The sequence below is a fragment of the Microcoleus sp. D2_18a_B4 genome, assembly GCF_036702475.1.
Taxonomy (GTDB): Bacteria; Cyanobacteriota; Cyanobacteriia; order Cyanobacteriales; family Microcoleaceae; genus Microcoleus.
Window position 1 is genome coordinate 68,530 of sequence record NZ_JAUBTL010000013.1, and the last position, 16,497, is coordinate 85,026.

The 16,497-nt window shown below is 46.4% G+C and carries 17 protein-coding genes and 1 tRNA gene; 13 read left to right on the plus strand and 5 right to left on the minus strand.

From position 1 onward, the window contains the following. The first annotated feature begins 109 nt into the window (after positions 1-109). Entirely contained in the window at positions 110-250 is a 141-nt protein-coding gene (locus QUB04_RS10435; RefSeq protein ID WP_333283917.1) for a hypothetical protein, read from the plus strand. 248 nt (positions 251-498) lie between these two features. Here the strand turns inward: QUB04_RS10435 and rfbB are convergent, their stop codons facing one another. Then, on the minus strand, positions 499-1,605 hold the full coding sequence (rfbB, locus tag QUB04_RS10440; RefSeq protein WP_333145016.1) for a dTDP-glucose 4,6-dehydratase: 1,107 nt from the start codon (positions 1,603-1,605) through the stop codon (positions 499-501). Between the two features lie 789 nt (positions 1,606-2,394). Here rfbB and QUB04_RS10445 point away from each other — a divergent pair. From QUB04_RS10445 to QUB04_RS10465, 5 genes are all read left to right on the plus strand, one after another. Beyond that, positions 2,395-2,940 carry a hypothetical protein gene (locus tag QUB04_RS10445; RefSeq protein WP_333283919.1) on the plus strand — a complete coding sequence of 182 codons (546 nt, stop codon included), beginning with the start codon at positions 2,395-2,397 and terminating at the stop codon, positions 2,938-2,940. Between the two features lie 572 nt (positions 2,941-3,512). Then, positions 3,513-4,118 carry a DUF1517 domain-containing protein gene (locus QUB04_RS10450; protein WP_333145013.1) on the plus strand — a complete coding sequence of 202 codons (606 nt, stop codon included), beginning with the start codon at positions 3,513-3,515 and terminating at the stop codon, positions 4,116-4,118. A gap of 140 nt (positions 4,119-4,258) precedes the next feature. Then, positions 4,259-5,140 (plus strand): hypothetical protein, encoded by an 882-nt coding sequence (locus tag QUB04_RS10455; RefSeq protein ID WP_333283999.1) that lies wholly within the window; start codon positions 4,259-4,261, stop codon positions 5,138-5,140. A 24-nt stretch (positions 5,141-5,164) separates the two neighbouring features. Then, a complete protein-coding gene (locus QUB04_RS10460; RefSeq protein WP_333284001.1) occupies positions 5,165-5,245 on the plus strand; it encodes a DUF3370 family protein in 81 nt (26 codons plus the stop codon). 77 nt (positions 5,246-5,322) lie between these two features. Next, complete coding sequence (locus tag QUB04_RS10465; RefSeq protein WP_333283921.1) at positions 5,323-6,342, plus strand: S-layer homology domain-containing protein; 1,020 nt, start codon at positions 5,323-5,325, stop codon at positions 6,340-6,342. A 96-nt stretch (positions 6,343-6,438) separates the two neighbouring features. Here the strand turns inward: QUB04_RS10465 and QUB04_RS10470 are convergent, their stop codons facing one another. Further along, positions 6,439-8,019 (minus strand): peptidoglycan-binding protein, encoded by a 1,581-nt coding sequence (locus QUB04_RS10470; protein ID WP_333283923.1) that lies wholly within the window; start codon positions 8,017-8,019, stop codon positions 6,439-6,441. Positions 8,020-8,153: 134 nt separating this feature from the next. Here QUB04_RS10470 and alr point away from each other — a divergent pair, with 134 nt between their 5' ends. Together alr and QUB04_RS10480 are read left to right on the plus strand one after the other, a co-directional pair. Further along, complete coding sequence (gene alr, locus QUB04_RS10475) at positions 8,154-9,356, plus strand: alanine racemase (RefSeq protein WP_333283925.1); 1,203 nt, start codon at positions 8,154-8,156, stop codon at positions 9,354-9,356. A 58-nt stretch (positions 9,357-9,414) separates the two neighbouring features. Continuing rightward, a complete protein-coding gene (locus QUB04_RS10480; RefSeq protein WP_333283927.1) occupies positions 9,415-9,564 on the plus strand; it encodes a hypothetical protein in 150 nt (49 codons plus the stop codon). Positions 9,565-9,586: 22 nt separating this feature from the next. Here QUB04_RS10480 and QUB04_RS10485 read toward each other — a convergent pair whose 3' ends face one another. Next, positions 9,587-9,799 carry a hypothetical protein gene (locus tag QUB04_RS10485; protein ID WP_333283928.1) on the minus strand — a complete coding sequence of 71 codons (213 nt, stop codon included), beginning with the start codon at positions 9,797-9,799 and terminating at the stop codon, positions 9,587-9,589. An 81-nt stretch (positions 9,800-9,880) separates the two neighbouring features. Between QUB04_RS10485 and QUB04_RS10490 the strand changes: the two genes are divergently transcribed. The 3 genes from QUB04_RS10490 (at position 9,881) to QUB04_RS10500 (ending at position 12,146) form a co-directional block, all read left to right on the plus strand. Further along, on the plus strand, positions 9,881-10,729 hold the full coding sequence (locus QUB04_RS10490) for a mechanosensitive ion channel family protein (RefSeq protein WP_333225227.1): 849 nt from the start codon (positions 9,881-9,883) through the stop codon (positions 10,727-10,729). A 47-nt stretch (positions 10,730-10,776) separates the two neighbouring features. Then, positions 10,777-11,904, plus strand: a complete 1,128-nt coding sequence (locus tag QUB04_RS10495; RefSeq protein WP_333283930.1) for a patatin-like phospholipase family protein — start codon at positions 10,777-10,779, stop codon at positions 11,902-11,904. Between the two features lie 153 nt (positions 11,905-12,057). Continuing rightward, positions 12,058-12,146, plus strand: a tRNA-Ser gene (locus QUB04_RS10500). A gap of 154 nt (positions 12,147-12,300) precedes the next feature. Here QUB04_RS10500 and QUB04_RS10505 read toward each other — a convergent pair. After that, entirely contained in the window at positions 12,301-13,239 is a 939-nt protein-coding gene (locus QUB04_RS10505) for a serine hydrolase (RefSeq protein ID WP_333283932.1), read from the minus strand. A 108-nt stretch (positions 13,240-13,347) separates the two neighbouring features. Between QUB04_RS10505 and QUB04_RS10510 the strand changes: the two genes are divergently transcribed. Both QUB04_RS10510 and QUB04_RS10515 read left to right on the plus strand, forming a co-directional pair. Continuing rightward, a complete protein-coding gene (locus QUB04_RS10510) occupies positions 13,348-14,106 on the plus strand; it encodes a C40 family peptidase (protein WP_333283934.1) in 759 nt (252 codons plus the stop codon). A gap of 31 nt (positions 14,107-14,137) precedes the next feature. Beyond that, positions 14,138-15,142, plus strand: coding sequence for a glycosyltransferase family 2 protein (locus tag QUB04_RS10515; RefSeq protein ID WP_333283936.1), 1,005 nt, complete (start codon positions 14,138-14,140; stop codon positions 15,140-15,142). 135 nt (positions 15,143-15,277) lie between these two features. Here QUB04_RS10515 and QUB04_RS10520 read toward each other — a convergent pair whose 3' ends face one another. Beyond that, positions 15,278-16,447 carry an IscS subfamily cysteine desulfurase gene (locus tag QUB04_RS10520; protein ID WP_333283938.1) on the minus strand — a complete coding sequence of 390 codons (1,170 nt, stop codon included), beginning with the start codon at positions 16,445-16,447 and terminating at the stop codon, positions 15,278-15,280. Positions 16,448-16,497 lie beyond the last annotated feature (50 nt).

Consider the following 16,497-nt stretch of genomic DNA (forward strand, 5'->3'; position numbering starts at 1 on the left):
AAAATGCTTAATCTTGTAACTCTATTAAAATTATCAGCTACAAACACTTAAATTTATGCGTTTGGGGTGATTTTTAACTAAATCTTCACAAAGATTGACAAGGGCGAATGTGTGTGATAGTCACCGGGAGCATCTCAATGAAAGCAGCCCTCCGCTAGAAATTGGAGTTAGGAGTCAGGAGTCAGGAGCTAGGAGAAAAGAGTCAGAAGGAAGAAGGAAGGAGCCAGAAGAAGTGTTTTTACAAATATGAGATGCTCCCTAGTCACCTGCACCTAATTAAATCTGAAGTTAGGAGCAAAGACCAAAGAAAACAGGTTTTTTAACTCGGATCGATCGCACGCAACTAAAAATTTTCCTTTCTCTAACCGGGTTTTTGTGCCTGGAGTTTAAATGTCAAGATTGAAGGCAAGACAGAAACCTTTCTGGACGCACTCTTGAGCTGGAAAACCAGTTTTTTACTGGTTCGGGTTTGTGGTAGCCCGTGCGTCCAGGAGTAGATTAGTTAGAGTAGACTTTCCGGTAGTAAGTTTGATATTCCTCCGAAAGCAGGGGTTCCCACCACTCCCGATGGGCTAAGTACCATTCTACAGTCTGTCGCAAACCTTCTTCAACTGTTACTGAGGGAGTCCAACCTAACTCTGTTTGAATTTTGGTGGCATCAATAGCATAACGCCGATCGTGCCCGGCTCTGTCTTTGACAAATGCGATCAATTGTTCGCAAGGACGGGCGGGTAAATCAGAAGCTAATTCGTCCATTAGCTGACACAGCATTTTTACTAAATCGAGATTTTTTACCTCGTTGTTGCCGCCAACATTGTAGGTTTCCCCAGGCTGACCGCGGTGAATAACGGCATCTAAAGCGCGGCAGTGGTCGAGAACGTAGAGCCAATCTCGCACGTTTTGACCGTCGCCGTATACTGGCAGCGGTTTGCCCAATAACATATTGATGCACATTAATGGAATGAGCTTTTCTGGGAAGTGATAGGGGCCGTAATTGTTTGAACAGTTGGTGATAATTGTCGGGACGCCGTAGGTGTGGAAATAGGCGCGGGCGAGGTGGTCGCTGCCAGCTTTGGAGGCTGAGTAGGGACTGTTGGGCGAGTAGGCAGTTGTTTCTGTGAAGGCTGGGTCATCGGGGCCGAGACTGCCGTAAACTTCGTCGGTAGAAACGTGGAGGAAGCGCATTTGTGCTTTGAGAGATGCCTCATCAATTGCTTCAAAATGCTTGCGGAAGGCTTCTAACAGTGTGAAGGTTCCGACAACGTTTGTTTGAACAAAGGCTGCGGGCCCGATAATTGACCTGTCAACGTGGGATTCTGCGGCAAAGTGCGCGACTGTGGTGATGTTTTCTTCTTTGAGCAAGGTATCGACTAAGGTACGATCGCAAATATCCCCCTGCACAAACCGAAAATTTTCGCCTCCTTCCAAAGTTGCCAGGGTTTGTCTGTTTCCGGCGTAGGTTAAAGCGTCGAGTACGACTACTCGATCGCCCGGATAGCTGCTGCACCAGTGATGCACAAAATTCGAGCCGATAAATCCAGCCCCGCCCGTCACCAACAATCGGCGCGCGGAGCGCTCAATGCCTTGATTCGCGTTGTCTGTCATAAAAATAAGAGTTTTTCCAATAACTAAGCCTTTACAAAAGTAGCCTTAAAAGTAGTTTGTCACCAAGTGTTTGCCGCTCTGTAATTAAAATTTCTACTGTCTCACCTCAGATTTTCTAATGTGGGCGCGATCCAAGTATGGGTTCACAAAACTTGAACTTCTACCGATCTGTTACCCCAAACGCTTACATAGTAACCATTCCAGTTTTTTAAGCGGGCAATTTTAAATTTGAATAGCGTGAGGCTATAGCTGACTTTTGCGATCGATCCGCGATATGGGCGGCGCGCAGAGTTGATAGATTTGTAAAGAGCTGTTACCATTAATTTTTTAATGGTCCTTTACAATCTCCCAAGCACCGTCAACGACCCAGGTCTAAAGACACACACTAGGCTTCTAGCCTAAGACTTAAACCACAGTTGACCAGACTAAGTGCCTTGCACTACGTTAACGGTAAGAGTTTAAAGACCTACCAAGGGATGCTCTCGCTAGTTCCTTGCCAAGCGAAATTTAGGATTAAACAGATTTATTGGGTTAAGTCAGTGTCCTAGATATAGTTACCGGCAGTTAACATTGTCGAAGCTAACATTACCCCGAAAGGGAGGCTCCGCAAGGAGCAAACATTCTGCGCTCGCGGGATTGCCACATTTGACATGGTAATTGTCAAGCGTGAAAGTACATCACATTCATTACACCGACTTAAGCACTCCCCGTGTAATGGAAAGATTCAAGGCGGTTAAAACCGCCGATCTGTTTCCCACTTGCTCGTTTCCCACTTACCGAATTTTTTTTATGAAGAAGTTTCAAGTGTTAGCTGGCATTGCTTCCGTCGTCGCGATCGCAAGCAGCATCGCCATAGGTGACGCCGCATCTGCTTTCCCCTGTTCCTACAGCAAATCTAGCGCGTCTAAATCTGGTTCTGCGACAACCCTCCTAGGTTCCGGCGGCTCGGAGCGCATTAATCCGTGGAAATCCTACAAAACAGCAGCTCTCGGTTTCCTAGGTTTGGCTGGAGTTTTGGGTGGCGGTGCGGCCTACATGAGCTACCGTGCCGGCAAGCGCGCTTCTGCTGCTTGCGCTGCGATGACCGATAATTTTGAAGTTTTTGAAGAGCCGATCGCTCCGATCGCAGATGCAGGTGTTTCTGGACACATGGAAGTTCCTGCCTTGCTCGATTTGGCGGCGGCGGGTGCTGTAGCTGAGTCAGCAGATGCGATTTTGGTCGTTCGCGAACACCCAGAAGCTCCAGGCGGCGAGCTGGATTTGCCTGTTTCGCCAGTTGCTGAGTTAAGTTCTGAAATTGCGATCGAACAAGTCCAAAGCGCGAGCCTCAAATAGTTATCTCAAACCAAAGTATTCGCTTAGCGCACCTCCAATCTTCCAAGATTGGAGGTTTTTTGATTTGAAATTATCTACCCCAACAATTTCCTGTCATATCGTTTCCGGTTGCAGGGCAATGATAAAGTCAAGGTCGCGCAATTCCACATTCCCCCACTCCCCACTCCCCATCCTGTATGAGTGTTACCGGAATTGATATCACTGCGATCGCGAAGCACTGCAAACAATAGACAGATGAATCGATCGCACACAATATCATATTCCGGCTAAGCAAACGAGCGCTGAATTAATATCAATAAAAAAAACTCTTGCTACCATCATCAATCTCATACCAATTATTAAAAGTCGCTGCTCCCAGTCAGGACAAGGCTGTGCGGTTTTCCTACTGTATTTGAACTGTATTTGATCCGATTGAAAACTGCTATAAAATTAGATGAGTCAAAGCGAGACAGTAGGCGGCCGAGGCGATCGCTAAAAATACTCTTCAGATCAATCTGAGGGTAGACGGCAAGAGTTCAAATCCCCTGCTATGGTTGGAAATATAGCCCTACAGATTACAACTCTAGGTTATTATGAATGCTTGGCGCGATCGATTCAATCAATTTACAGGTAAAACTAGATTGGCAGTTTGCCGCGTGTTCGTTCACCTAACAGGCGAAGATGTTGCACCGCTGTTAGGAGTTCTCAACCGCACCGCCAGACAAGCAATTGATGCCGATGGCGACATAGTAGTTTTAGGAGAAGGTCTGGTAGAAATTTGCAATCACCTGTTGCAGTACGACAACTACTGGCAATCAGCCGCCAATGAAGGCGATGTTTTTTGGAATGAAGGCGAAGCCGGCGATTATGTGGATGAACTTTTCATTGATTCAGCCGATCGCTATCTCAGCGAGCCTCAATACAGTACATCTGTTTACGATAAAAATTCCCCCTTGTCTTTGCCGGTAACGAGAAATGTGGTGGTGATGCTGACAGTTGCTTATGAAGGCGAAGTTCCTGCCCTAGAAACTGACCTTGCGGACATCAGCGCGCTGAAAGTCGGTTTAAAAGCACTGATTAATTTACATTACCAAGAAAGGCTCCGAGCTGTGCAAGTTCACTTTTCTCCCGCACAGTTGGGAGACGAACTTACCAACGACCAAGTGTTGGTCAATTTCCCAGAACTTATTCCCCTTTAAGGAAGGAGTAATTAGTTATTAGTTATTAGTTATTAGTTATTTGCGGTGCCCAGAGCGGAGTCGAAGGGTTATTTGCTACCAATGCGCGATGCCCGATGCCCGATGCCCAATTCCCAATTCCCAATTCCCAATTACTATTTATGATGCTGCGAAAACTGACAATTTATTTAATGGCTTTAACTTTTTTGTGGACGGCAACCGGCTGCGGTTCACCTCGCACACAAACTTCTACAAATCCTGCGGGAAATCCGAATATTAACACAGTGCGTCCTGCACCAAATAATAACTTGAGTCAAGGTCAATATCCTGTACAGCAAGCTACCTACGACGATGCTGATGGCGAATACAGTTTGATGTTGCTGAATACTCCCCCCGGCAGTCCCCCAGTTTACCGCACTAGGGATTTGCAAATGGCTCGCTTAACAAATGAAGAAATATCGGCAGGCAAGAAAAGTTATCTAAATGTGGATAACAATCAAGCGGTTTTGCATTTGACAGAAGATTTTAAAATTGAGTACGTTCACAACGTTACCGAAACAGTTCCTAATCCTCAAACAGGTCAGCCACAAACCGTAGTAGTGCGGCAGCAATCTGGCTTCTGGGCACCGTTTGCTGGGGCTATAGCTGGTCAGGCGATCGGCAGTTTGTTATTTAGACCGCAATATTATATGCCGCCAGTCTATCAGCCGGGAATTATGACAGGATATGGCGGGTATGGTAATACTTACAACCAAGCTGTTCAGCAGTATCAAACTCGCTATCGAACTCCGCCTCCGGTTGTGAGAAACCGTCAAGTTTTAAGGACGACAGGCCGCTTGCGATCGCCCACATACAACCAGCCAGTAAGACCCTCAGTACGTCCAAATGGCAATCGATCGACCGGTTCGGGTTACGGTGGCAGCACTTTGAGGCGATCGCGGCAGCCGCGTCAAAATCGATACCAGCGGCAGCCGAGTTTTGGTAGCGGCAGAAATTCTCGTCAACCGAGTCGGAATCGCTCTTTCGGGAGTAGAAGGCGCTGAGTTGAAGATGGAAAAAATCAGCAACTGACATCGGTAAAAGTTGATTTTATTTATCCTCCCGATTCCACGCCGCCGCAAGTATTGACAGTGAGAACTTTGGAATAATTGATTTAGCCTTCTCTGTTTCCACCAGACCCAAAAAATATGTGATTTAATTTCTACATTGATATGTAGGTGACAATATGTCTTCTTCACAACCCCCGTCAGGGGAAAGAAACCCTCTAGGATTGGATGAATTGATTGCTATCTTGGTTGCCTTCGGCACGATGGGAGCAATTTTATTTTGGGTAACAGGTAAAAATCCCGATCGATTGAATGCCAGAAATTGGCAATTTCCAGCCGTTTTCTCTCAGCCTGCGGTTACGCCCGCGACTCCGGGAATATTAACGCCAGAATCGCCAAATTCGGATTTGCGATCGCCCGCTGCAACCCCCGTTCCGTCAAAACCGGATGTCGCACCTGTTGCACCTTTAGGGCGGATTTTACCGGCAACTCCTCCGGTGGGTGTAATCGTTGTTCCTCCCAAGCCAATTGCGCGATCTACTCCCAATCCAGCAATTACCAAACCGAAAGCTGATAAACCCAAAGTTGGGCCCGTTAGATTCTCCGATGTTCCAGACAAATATTGGGCGCGTCCGTTCATTGTAGCTTTAGTCGATCGGAAAATTTTTGCTGATTCCACCGACAACAAATTTCGTCCCGACGAACCGATGACGCGAGCCGAACTAGCGCGCTTAATTCAGCGAATGTCCGACGACAAAGAACCGATCCGAAAACCAATTGATTTTAAAGACGTAAAAGACAAGAGTCCTGTCGCTCCTGCGATCGACCACACCGTCACAACTGGATATCTTAAAGGATACCCAAACAATGAGTTCCGTCCCGACAAAAATATTCCCCGCGTCGAAGTCATCGCAGCATTGGCGAGCGGTTTAAACTTGAAACGGTCAGCGAAAACAAGCAAAACTTTGCAGATTTATACAGACAGGAAAAAAGTGCCGAAATGGGCAGTTGATAAGGTAGCAGCAGCCACAGAAGCTGGCATTGTTGTCAATCACCCGAAGCGCGCACTTTTGCAGCCTAATAGAACAGCAACTCGCGCTGAAGTAGCAGCCATGATTTACCAAGCTATGGCCAAAAAAGGGCAAGTACCTGCTAAGTCTTCTGAGTATGTTGTGAAGCCTGTAAAGTTGTCCAAGTAATATTTTAGGGGCGTTGCTCTGAGCAACGCCCCACAATAACATTTAATCGCTCTTGTTTGTAGTCAGGACTGAAGCTCTAACTACGAAGCTGCTAAATTAATCTTGAAACACCATAATACTGCCCGAATAGCAAGCTACCCAAACCTGATTAGTTTCCGGATCGTAAGTAATCCCGATCGGGCTTGAATTAACCTTCACTGTTTGCAGCACTTTCATATCGCTCGTCCTAACTTTGCTAACAGTATTCGAGAAATAGTTGACCACATAAAGCAGTTTTCCCTGATCGGAAATCGTCATGCTGCGAGGTGCTTTTCCTGTCGAAACTTTGTCCACCACTTTACCAGTTTTTAGGTCAATTTTTGCCACATTTCCTTCACCATTCAAAGTGGCATAAAGATACTTTCCGTTGGGATCGATCGTCAAATGACGCGGCGCATTGCCAATATTTCTCAGCCATTCTACCGAAAAGTCTATGAGATTCACTTTCGCAATATTGGAAGAACCCATGATGGCAACATAGGCATTTTTTGAGTCGGGAGTAACAACAATACCGCGAGGATATGCACCCAGTTTCACGCGCTCGATTTCGATATTTTTATTGATATCAACTACGCTCAAATCCCAACTGCACCAATTGCTAGCGAGGGCGAAGCGATTGTCAGGCGAAACAGCATTGAATTTCGGCACTGCACCGACAGGAATTACCTTTTCTATTTTCAAAGTTTGGGTATTGATGCGGTACAGAAAACTTTGGTCGTGTTTGGCCGCTGGAGAGCACCTGTCGGTTCCCGGATTGCTAAACCCCGAACCGTACATTTTGTAGTTGGAGACGTAGGCATATTTGCCATCGGTTGAAAAAGCCGCTTCTACGGGAGAGCCTTTATAATTGCCTTTGAATTTAGAAAAGCCGAACTTCGACAAGTTTACTGTATCGGGAATAGTCTTGACTAAATTAAAGTTCCTGTCGTAAACTGTGATTGTGTGGCGGTACATCATGTTTTGAGCAAAAAACAAACCCGCTCCCGAATAAACGATTGATTTTGGCGATATGTTGCCGTAAATTGTTTTTTTCAATGTCATTTTTCCTTGAGTGTTGTCGGGAGGATTTACTAGCCTTTGGGGTTGTGAGCCACTTTCTTGATCATCGGAATTTTCTGTTTTAAAAGGTGGCAAAGATGGTTCTTGAAAGAGAGGTTCTTGGGCCTGACTTTTAGTTTTATCTTCGACTTCGTTTGTGTTTTCTGTGGCGGTAGGAGATGGCGAAGGTCGATCGACATTTGGCGCTATTTTTTCCGCAGCTTCACTACTCGCCTCTTCCGGCTTACCTTTGAGCGCTGACAAGGTTTTAGGGCCGACAATTCCGTCAACTTTCAGGTTGTTCTCTGCTTGAAACTTTTTCACAGCAGCCTGGGTGAGAGAACCGTAAAATCCTGTAGCCTTACCCCGAAAATAGCCTGCGTTTTGTAGAGTTTTCTGAAGTTGGGCTACTTCCGGGCCTGAATCACCTTTTTTGATGGCGAGTGCGGGATTAACTAAATTGAAAATTGTGAGAGCGATCGTAAAGAAAAGTAAAGGAGCAGAGGCTAAATTCCGGTGCATTTTTGAGTTTGTCGATCGAGTTTGACTCGCAGCCGTTTCCCAAGTTTCAGCTAAATGTAGGTAGGCCAGTCCGTCCATAGTTTTTACCGGGTATTTTTGGTGCTATGATACACCAGTTAACTTTGATTAAAGAGAGAATATTATTATAATCAAACTTAGGGTAAAATCTCCGAGCAGTTTTTAATGGTGTAAGCAAGTAGGAGCGATCGACAATGTTGAGTGGGGAACAAACAGCCGCAGAATCACCGACAAAACAATCCCGCCAGACGTTGCTGGGGGACGGTTACGGGGGACTATGCCAGCGGGCTTGGGTAGAAATCGATTTAGCAGCTTTAACTCACAATGTAAAACAGCTTAAAAAGCTCTTATCTCCCCACACAGAACTGATGGCAGTTGTGAAAGCGGATGCTTACGGACACGGTGCTGTTGCAGTCAGTCAAATAGCATTGCAAGCAGGTGCTAGTTGGCTGGGAGTGGCGACAATTCCCGAAGGAATAGAATTGCGAGAAGCTGGGATAGAAGCGCCGATTTTGCTGTTGGGGGCAACCCATACACCGGAACAGGTAAAGGCGATCGCCCAATGGCACTTGCAGCCCACTATTGCTACTACCAAACAAGCCCTAATTTTTTCAGAAGTTCTCGCAGGCATTAACCAATCTTTGCCAGTTCACGCTAGCTTGGATACGGGAATGTCTCGCTTGGGTACGCCCTGGCAGGAAGCAACAGAATTTGTGCAATTAGTCAATCGGTTGCCCAATTTAAAATTAGCCAGCATTTACTCTCACTTGGCGACAGCCGACAGTCCCGACCCCACAGTTATGAGAGAGCAGCACCAGCGGTTTCAACAGGCGATCGAGCAAATTAAAATAGCAGGAATTAACCCCCCTCGCCTCCACTTGGCAAACTCAGCAGCCACCCTCGCTGACCCGGATTTGCACTACGATTTAGTGCGGGTCGGTTTAGCTACCTACGGTCTTTATCCAGCGCCTCACTTGCAGTCGAGATCCAATTTGAAGCCCGCAATGCAGGTAAAAGCTAGGGTAACGCAGGTGAAAACAATTGAAGCAGGAACCGGAGTCAGTTACGGCTATCAATTTATAGCTCAGCGGCAGACACAGATTGCCGTAATTGGTATCGGCTATGCAGATGGTATTCCGCGCAATCTTTCTAATAAAATGCAGGTTTTAGTCAGGGGTCAATTCGTGCGGCAAGTGGGAGCCGTGACGATGGATCAATTAATGCTGGATGTAACGGATATTCCCGATTTAGAAGTTGGTGAAGTGGTGACTCTGTTGGGCAAGGATGGGGAAAATCAAATTAGTGCTGACGATTGGGCCGCGACTTTGGGAACTATTTCGTGGGAAATTCTCTGCGGTTTTAAACACCGATTGCCCCGCGTAGCAGTACACTATTAAAAGTAGTCCGGCAGGGGTTTAAACCCCTGCCTCATAGCAAAAGTCGTTTAAAACTCATATGTTGCACCATTCTCAATTAGCCTTTTATGAACAGGCTTTCCGGCCTGTTCCACAAGAAAATTTATATTTTGTGGAACAGGCCGGAAAGCCTGTTGCTGACAAGGGTGCAAGATATCAGTTTAAACCGACTCAAGAGTTTGAAGGATAAAATTATCGACTTTAGTCCTCTTTTAGAGGACTTTAGCTATGAGACAGGGGTTTTTAACCCCTGTCGGACTCTCGGAGTGAGCGATAAGACTGAGACCGCGTGGGAGCATCTCATATTTGTAAAAACACTTATTATGGTTCCTTCCTTCTTCCTCCTTCCTTCTTCCTTCTTCTTCTTTCCTCCTGACTCCTGACTCCTGACTCCTAATTCCAATTTCGAGCTTTGCTGCTTTCATTGAGATGCTCCCGACCGCGTTTACCAATGCCCAATTCCCAATTCCCAATGCCCAATTCCCAATTCCCAATTCCCAATTGATATGACAGTTATTCAGACGTTTTTACCAATAGCCCAAACCTTCTATTCTCAGCTAAATGCAGAAAGAACACAAGCCTTGGAAGTAGCCCAAGAATTCTCGAAAAAATTCGTAGAATTGGGGTTTAAAATTGTACCTCAACTGCTGTGGGCGATCGGCATTTTGTTAATTACGCGATTTGCGATCGGCTTTGCGGGCCGCGTGACTCGCCGAGCACTGAGTCGCACCGAAGCCACCCTGCGGAAATTCTTAGTTCAAGCTGCTGAAATTACGATTTTGGTAGTGGGAGTAGTCGCCGCTTTGAGTCAGTTGGGAATTCAAACTACCAGCGTGGTTGCGGTGGTGGGTGCCGCGGGTTTGGCGATAGGTTTGGCGTGGCAAAATACTTTGTCGCACTTTGCTGCTGGGGTAATGTTGATTAGTTTGCGGCCTTTTGAAGTCGGGGATGGGATTGAAGCTGGCGATGTTAAGGGAGTGGTGGACAGCATCGGGATTTTTTCAACCACCGTGGTAACAGACGATCGCATAAAAATTATTGTCCCGAACAATCAGTTGTTTAACGGTACACTGAAAAATACAACGGCAATGGGAACGAGGCGAGTAGACTTGAAGATTGATATTGGCGATCGACCAATTCGTCCAACTGTAGCTGAGTTATTAGAAATTGCCCACTCTCACCCGCTGGTGTTGGAGAATCCGCCCCCGACTTGTTTGGTAGCCGAGATTACTCCCGATACAACTATTTTATCTCTCCGACCTTGGTGCGCGTCGGTGGCCTACGAACAAGTGCGATCGCAAGTTCAACAATACGTCAAAGAGGCAATGGATGCCGACAAAAATCAAGAACAATAGATATCAATTTAAAATCTAAAACCCCCAATTGATCCGAGGTATTTTCCATGAGCAAGTGGTATCCGCAGCAAATTTTGCAAGAACCAGGTGTCAGAATCACCGCCACCGAAAAACAAACAATTCTCAGCAAATTTCCGCCTCCCGACGAAAACGGTCAAATCTATGCCGACGGGGTTTTTGAAGGCGGCGGCGTGCGCGGAGTTGCGTTTTTAGGAGCACTCAGGTGCTGTAGCGATTTGGGCATCCAGTGGCGAAAATTGGCCGGCACTTCGGCAGGTGCAATTACTGCCGCAGTATTGGCAACCGACTTGTCAATAGATGATTTAGAGGAAATTTTAGGACAGCTCGATTACAGCATATTTTTAACTCAAAAAAACAGTCCTCTAATTTTAAACGGCGACCCCGCCGACGACTTGCAATCTCCGGCTTGGACGCTGCTTTTCCTAACAGTTAGCCGTCAGATGGGAGAATATTCGGCGCAACCGTTCCGGCAGTGGCTGGAAGCAATGCTCGGTCGAGGTAACTTGCACACTTTTGCCGATGTCAAACAAATCGTAAAAGACCGGGAATTAAAAGTAGTAGTATCCAACCTCAGTCGCGGTGAAATGTTGGTGCTGCCCGACGACTTACACCGACGCGAATCGACGGATTCCGATCCTTTGTACGAGCAGTTGCGACTCAAAAGCGCTGAAGATTTTAGCGTGGCTGAAGCCGTTCGGTTGTCGATGAGTATTCCGCTATTTTTTGAACCGGGAAAACTCGGCGATGACTTAATTGTAGATGGCGGAATTTTGAGCAATTTCCCCCTGTGGATTTATGACAAACAATCCGTCGGTTCGACTCCTGCTATGCCGCGCTGGTTTACCTTTGGGTTTCGATTAGTCGATACCGGAATTGAGACTAAAGCTAAGATTGATACTCCCCTGTCGATGCTGGCGGCGATGTTCAGAACGATGATGAAAGCAAGAGACCGCTATCACCAGCGAGAAATGGATAAGGGCAGGGTGATTAATATTGATGTGACTGATGCTGGGGTGACGACGACGGACTTTAATCTCGATGGCGATCGCAAGGCTCACCTGTACCGCTTGGGGTATTTGTATACTAAGAGGTTCTTTTTGAGTTCCAATTTTAGTTGGCAAAAGCACTTGAAGGCTAGGGGCTTTGGGGAATAGCTTTCGAGTCGGGAGTTGGGTCAGAGGCGGATTTTGGGTAACATCTGCCTTTTTCCTTCGGCGGAAAGCATACAGAGTAAGGGATTGAGGAATTTTTAAATTAGGGGTTGGCAAGAAGAAGATGTGTGTGCTATAGTTAGTTACTGTCATCTTGGAGAGGTGGCTGAGTGGTCGAAAGCGGCAGATTGCTAATCTGTTAAGGGTGTTAACATCCTTCGAGGGTTCAAATCCCTCCCTCTCCGTTTTAGAGCTTCTAGGAAAAAATTCCTTTTAATCAAATTTTTGGACGGGCTAGAAGCCCATCCCACAAGAAAATTTTGTGGGATGGGCTTCTAGCCCGTCCAAATTATTTTTGCAGTTCAAGTCTAGTCTAGCCGCAATAATCAACTACTAAATCTAATTCAGTGTCTTCATCGCTTCGACAAATTGCCGCGATATAAATGGCAAAATCTCTTCATTCTTGCTATTCTCTTTCCCCTCGGTAAATACAACCAACAAATACGGTCGCAAGCCCGATATTTCAATATAAGCAGCATCGTGACGCACTTGACTTGTCAGTCCCGCTTTTGACCACAATTTTGCTGATTCTGGCAATCCGCCGCCTAAAAAACCTGTAACTTGATTTTCAGGATCTGCCTCTAATTCTGCTGGGTCTAAACTGCGTTTCATTAAACCCATCATTTCTTGCGATGCTTTGGCAGAAACAGCTACGCCGCCGATTATACTGTGCAGCAAACGCGCCGCTGCATTTGTGGTCAGCATATTTCTATTTTCCATTAATTCTCCCACAAATGCTCGCTCGCGACCGTAGGGGCCGTCACACCAGGTTTTTTGATTGGCGTTAATATTTTGTAATTCCGGCCAATCCAATGATTGAAAGTAACGGTTGACGATGTTTCGCTGCTGTTTCCAACTTTCAAAGGGGCCTGGTGATAATTCTGGGCCGCTGGTGGTGCCGGTGAGCGCGTCTACTACTAAACTGGTGGCGTCGTTGCTGGAATCAACTATCATATCTCGGACGGCGCGTTCTAATTCTGGCGATGTTTGAATCATGCCTTTTTGCGCCCATTCCCAGATGGCAACGAGGTAGAATAATTTGACGATGCTGGCTGGATAAATTCGTTCGGAAGCTCTAGCGCTAAAACCTCGCGGTTGATATTTCCAAAATTCTTCTGGACTCAGGGCACCGCCTGTATTGACTCGCACCGGCGGATCGTAGACTATCCAGGTAATGGCTGTACGATCGCCACTTAATCCTGTAAATTCTGACAATGCGGAGTCTATAATGCTACTGCCGAGGTTTTCTAATTGTTCGTCTTTGTGAAAAAATGTCATGGTTAATGGCTGACGGTTAACGGTTAACGGCTAGCAGCTAATGGCAATCTATCGTTAAATGCGAACAATAAATGCGAACAATTAACAGCAAACAATGAGCAATTAGCAATGGCCAATTATCAATTATCTGATGTTCAGGAGTACCGAGCCCGATCGCACATAAATATTTACGATTCCCCAAAGTGCGATCGATTGGCCACTCAAGCAGCCCTGGGGCGGCATTTGCGAGTAGTTGACCCCCCCCAGCCCCCCCTTATCAAGGGGATGACAAATGGCATAGACTCGGTTGTTGAGGGGGATACAACGGCTGTGATGGTGCGGCTGTGCGAAGATGATTATCCTGGATGGCTGGATATTCGAGATGTCGAGTTGCTCGATCGGGCAGAAACAGTGTATCATCCTCTGGTGCTTTCTGAGGCCCAAATCAAGGAAAAATTACCAATTGTAATTACTTTCGCTCGCGAGGCTATGAACCAATCCAATTATTATCTTTGGGGCGGTACAGTCGGGCCGAATTATGATTGTTCGGGCTTGATGCAAGCGGCGTTTGTGGCTGCGGGCATCTGGTTGCCGAGGGATGCTTATCAGCAGGAAGCTTTTACTAAACCTGTTAGTATCAGTGCTTTAGAACCGGGGGATTTAGTATTTTTTGGTACGCCCGAAAAAGCCACTCACGTAGGATTGTATCTCGGAGATAATCGCTACATTCACAGTTCGGGACAAGCACAAGGTCGCAACGGTATCGGTATCGATGTTTTGTCGGAGGATGGCGATCTAGTCAGTCAAGCTTATTACCAGCAATTGCGGGGATATGGTAAAGTTGTGGCAAGTTATCAACCTAGTGAGTTGTTGACGGTTGACTGTTGACGGTTGACTGTTGATATTATCGAATAAAAAAATGGACGCTGCATTATTTTTGGAAAAATTGGCTGCACAGCAGGCTGGCGCTGAGGTTGTTCTCGACGTTTCAGTGGTGGTGCCGGTGTATAATGAGGTGGAAAGTTTGCCTCATTTGATTGAGGCGATCGCCTCTTCTATCCAACCCTCTGGACTCAGCTATCAAATTATTTGTGTAGATGACGGTTCTAAGGACGGTTCTGGTGAACTTCTCCAGCAGTTAGCCAGCACTCGCGATGACCTTTGTGCTGTAATTTTGCGCCGCAATTACGGGCAAACTGCTGCCATGTCGGCAGGTTTCGATCGCGCTCGCGGCCGTGCTATTGTTACCCTAGACGGCGATTTGCAAAATGATCCGGCTGATATTCCGCTATTGTTGGCCAAGTTAGATGAAGGCTACGATTTAGTTAGCGGCTGGCGGAAAAATAGGCAGGATAATACTATTAGTAGGTTGATTCCTTCTAAAATTGCGAACTGGCTGATTGGTCGCGTTACAGGCGTAACTTTGCACGACTACGGCTGTTCTTTGAAAGCTTATAAATCCGAGTTGGCAGCAGACTTGAATCTCTACGGGGAATTGCACCGCTTTTTGCCAGCTTTGGCGTTTATTGAAGGGGCGAGAATTGCAGAACTTCCGGTGCGACACCACGCCCGCCGTTTCGGTCAAAGTAAGTACGGAATTTGGCGGACTTTTCGCGTGTTGATGGATTTGTTAACTATTTCTTTTATGAAAAAGTTCCTGACTCGACCGATGCACGTTTTTGGACTTTTGGGACTGAGTTCTATGACGTTGGGAACGGTTTTAGGAATTTATTTGACTTTCCTGAAATTTGCTTTTGGTCAAAGTATTGGCAATCGTCCTTTGCTGATTTTGGCTGTGGTTTTGCTGTTAACTGGCGTGCAGTTATTTTGTTTTGGTTTGTTGGCGGAAGTGATGATGCGGACTTATCACGAGTCGCAGGGAAAACCGATTTATCGGGTGCGCGAGGTGTTTGGTTCTAAATAAGGGGTTGATCCAAATTATACTCGGTGATTGAAATCGATCCTACAAAACCAAAGTCCGCCTGCGCCAACTAGAAAAAGAGGGAAAGTTTTGAGTTTTAAGTTAAATAATTCAAAACTCAAAACTCAAAACTACTTGCTAACTCATTACTTTTTGAGCTTGTCGGAGAGATGTAATAGTTGCGATCGCGTGTTCGGAAACTGCATCTATTTCTGCTTCGGTATTGAACCGGCCAATACCGAACCGAATTGAAGCATAAGCTAATTTGTCCGATCGCCCGATCGCTGCTAAAACATGAGATGGAGATATTTTCGCCGAAGTGCAAGCAGATCCCGAAGAAACTGCCGCCGCCGGTTGCAAACCCAACATCAACGCTTGACCGTCAACCCCGGCTACACTAATATTGAGATTCCCCGGCAATCTCTTAGTAGCATGACCGTTGAGAAAAACATCGCCCAATTCACTCAAGTTTTCCCACAAACGCTGCCGCAAATTAACCACTCGTTCTGTTTCCGACTCCATTTCCGCAATTGCCAATTCTACTGCTTTGGCAAACCCAACTATTTGCGGTGGGTAGAGAGTTCCCGATCGCATTCCCCTTTCGTGGCCTCCTCCGTGCATTTGCGGCGCTAGCTGCACTCTCGGTTTGTTGCGGCGCACGTAGAGAGCACCGATGCCTTTTGGCCCGTAGATTTTGTGGGCTGTCAAGGACATTAGATCGATATTCATCTCCTCTACGTCGAGGGGAATTTTGCCGATCGCCTGTGCCGCATCTGTGTGAAAAAGAATGTCATTTCCGCGACAAATTGCTGCAATTTCTGCGATCGGCTGAATGACGCCAATTTCGTTGTTAGCTGTCATCACTGAAACTAAAATTGTCTCGGCCCGAATCGCTTTGATCAAATCGCCTATATCAATCAGCCCGTCGCTTTTCACTGGTAAAACAGTAATGTCAAACCCCAATTTTTGCAAATAGGTACAGGGGTCGAGAATTGCATTGTGTTCGGTTTTTACTGTGATAATGTGCTTTCCTTTACTGAAATAAGCTTCGGCGATACCTTTGATCGCTAAGTTATTTGCTTCGCTGGCGCCGCTGGTAAAAACAATTTCTTCTGGGGAGGCGTTGATCGCTTCTGCTATGATTTGTCGTGACTGTTTTACTGCTGCTTCTGCTTCCCAGCCGTAGACGTGGTTGATGCTGGCTGCGTTGCCGAATTGTTCGGTGAAATACGGCAGCATCGCATCAAGTACCCGTGGATCTACGGGGGTTGTGGCGTGGTTGTCGAGGTATATAGGACGTGCGGACATAGTGCAGTTTTGGTTGAAAAAAGTGTTAGGTTTATTGTAGACGAGCCCCT

Bases quoted from the DNA above. Each gene is read 5' to 3' on its own strand.
- rfbB (WP_333145016.1), bottom strand. From the start codon at position 1,605: ATGACAGACAACGCGAATCAAGGCATTGAGCGCTCCGCGCGCCGATTG.
- QUB04_RS10445 (WP_333283919.1), top strand. From the start codon at position 2,395: ATGAAGAAGTTTCAAGTGTTAGCTGGCATTGCTTCCGTCGTCGCGATC.
- QUB04_RS10450 (WP_333145013.1), top strand. From the start codon at position 3,513: ATGAATGCTTGGCGCGATCGATTCAATCAATTTACAGGTAAAACTAGA.
- QUB04_RS10455 (WP_333283999.1), top strand. From the start codon at position 4,259: ATGATGCTGCGAAAACTGACAATTTATTTAATGGCTTTAACTTTTTTG.
- QUB04_RS10465 (WP_333283921.1), top strand. From the start codon at position 5,323: ATGTCTTCTTCACAACCCCCGTCAGGGGAAAGAAACCCTCTAGGATTG.
- QUB04_RS10470 (WP_333283923.1), bottom strand. From the start codon at position 8,019: ATGGACGGACTGGCCTACCTACATTTAGCTGAAACTTGGGAAACGGCT.
- alr (WP_333283925.1), top strand. From the start codon at position 8,154: ATGTTGAGTGGGGAACAAACAGCCGCAGAATCACCGACAAAACAATCC.
- QUB04_RS10480 (WP_333283927.1), top strand. From the start codon at position 9,415: ATGTTGCACCATTCTCAATTAGCCTTTTATGAACAGGCTTTCCGGCCT.
- QUB04_RS10485 (WP_333283928.1), bottom strand. From the start codon at position 9,799: ATGAAAGCAGCAAAGCTCGAAATTGGAATTAGGAGTCAGGAGTCAGGA.
- QUB04_RS10490 (WP_333225227.1), top strand. From the start codon at position 9,881: ATGACAGTTATTCAGACGTTTTTACCAATAGCCCAAACCTTCTATTCT.
- QUB04_RS10495 (WP_333283930.1), top strand. From the start codon at position 10,777: ATGAGCAAGTGGTATCCGCAGCAAATTTTGCAAGAACCAGGTGTCAGA.
- QUB04_RS10505 (WP_333283932.1), bottom strand. From the start codon at position 13,239: ATGACATTTTTTCACAAAGACGAACAATTAGAAAACCTCGGCAGTAGC.
- QUB04_RS10510 (WP_333283934.1), top strand. From the start codon at position 13,348: ATGGCCAATTATCAATTATCTGATGTTCAGGAGTACCGAGCCCGATCG.
- QUB04_RS10515 (WP_333283936.1), top strand. From the start codon at position 14,138: ATGGACGCTGCATTATTTTTGGAAAAATTGGCTGCACAGCAGGCTGGC.
- QUB04_RS10520 (WP_333283938.1), bottom strand. From the start codon at position 16,447: ATGTCCGCACGTCCTATATACCTCGACAACCACGCCACAACCCCCGTA.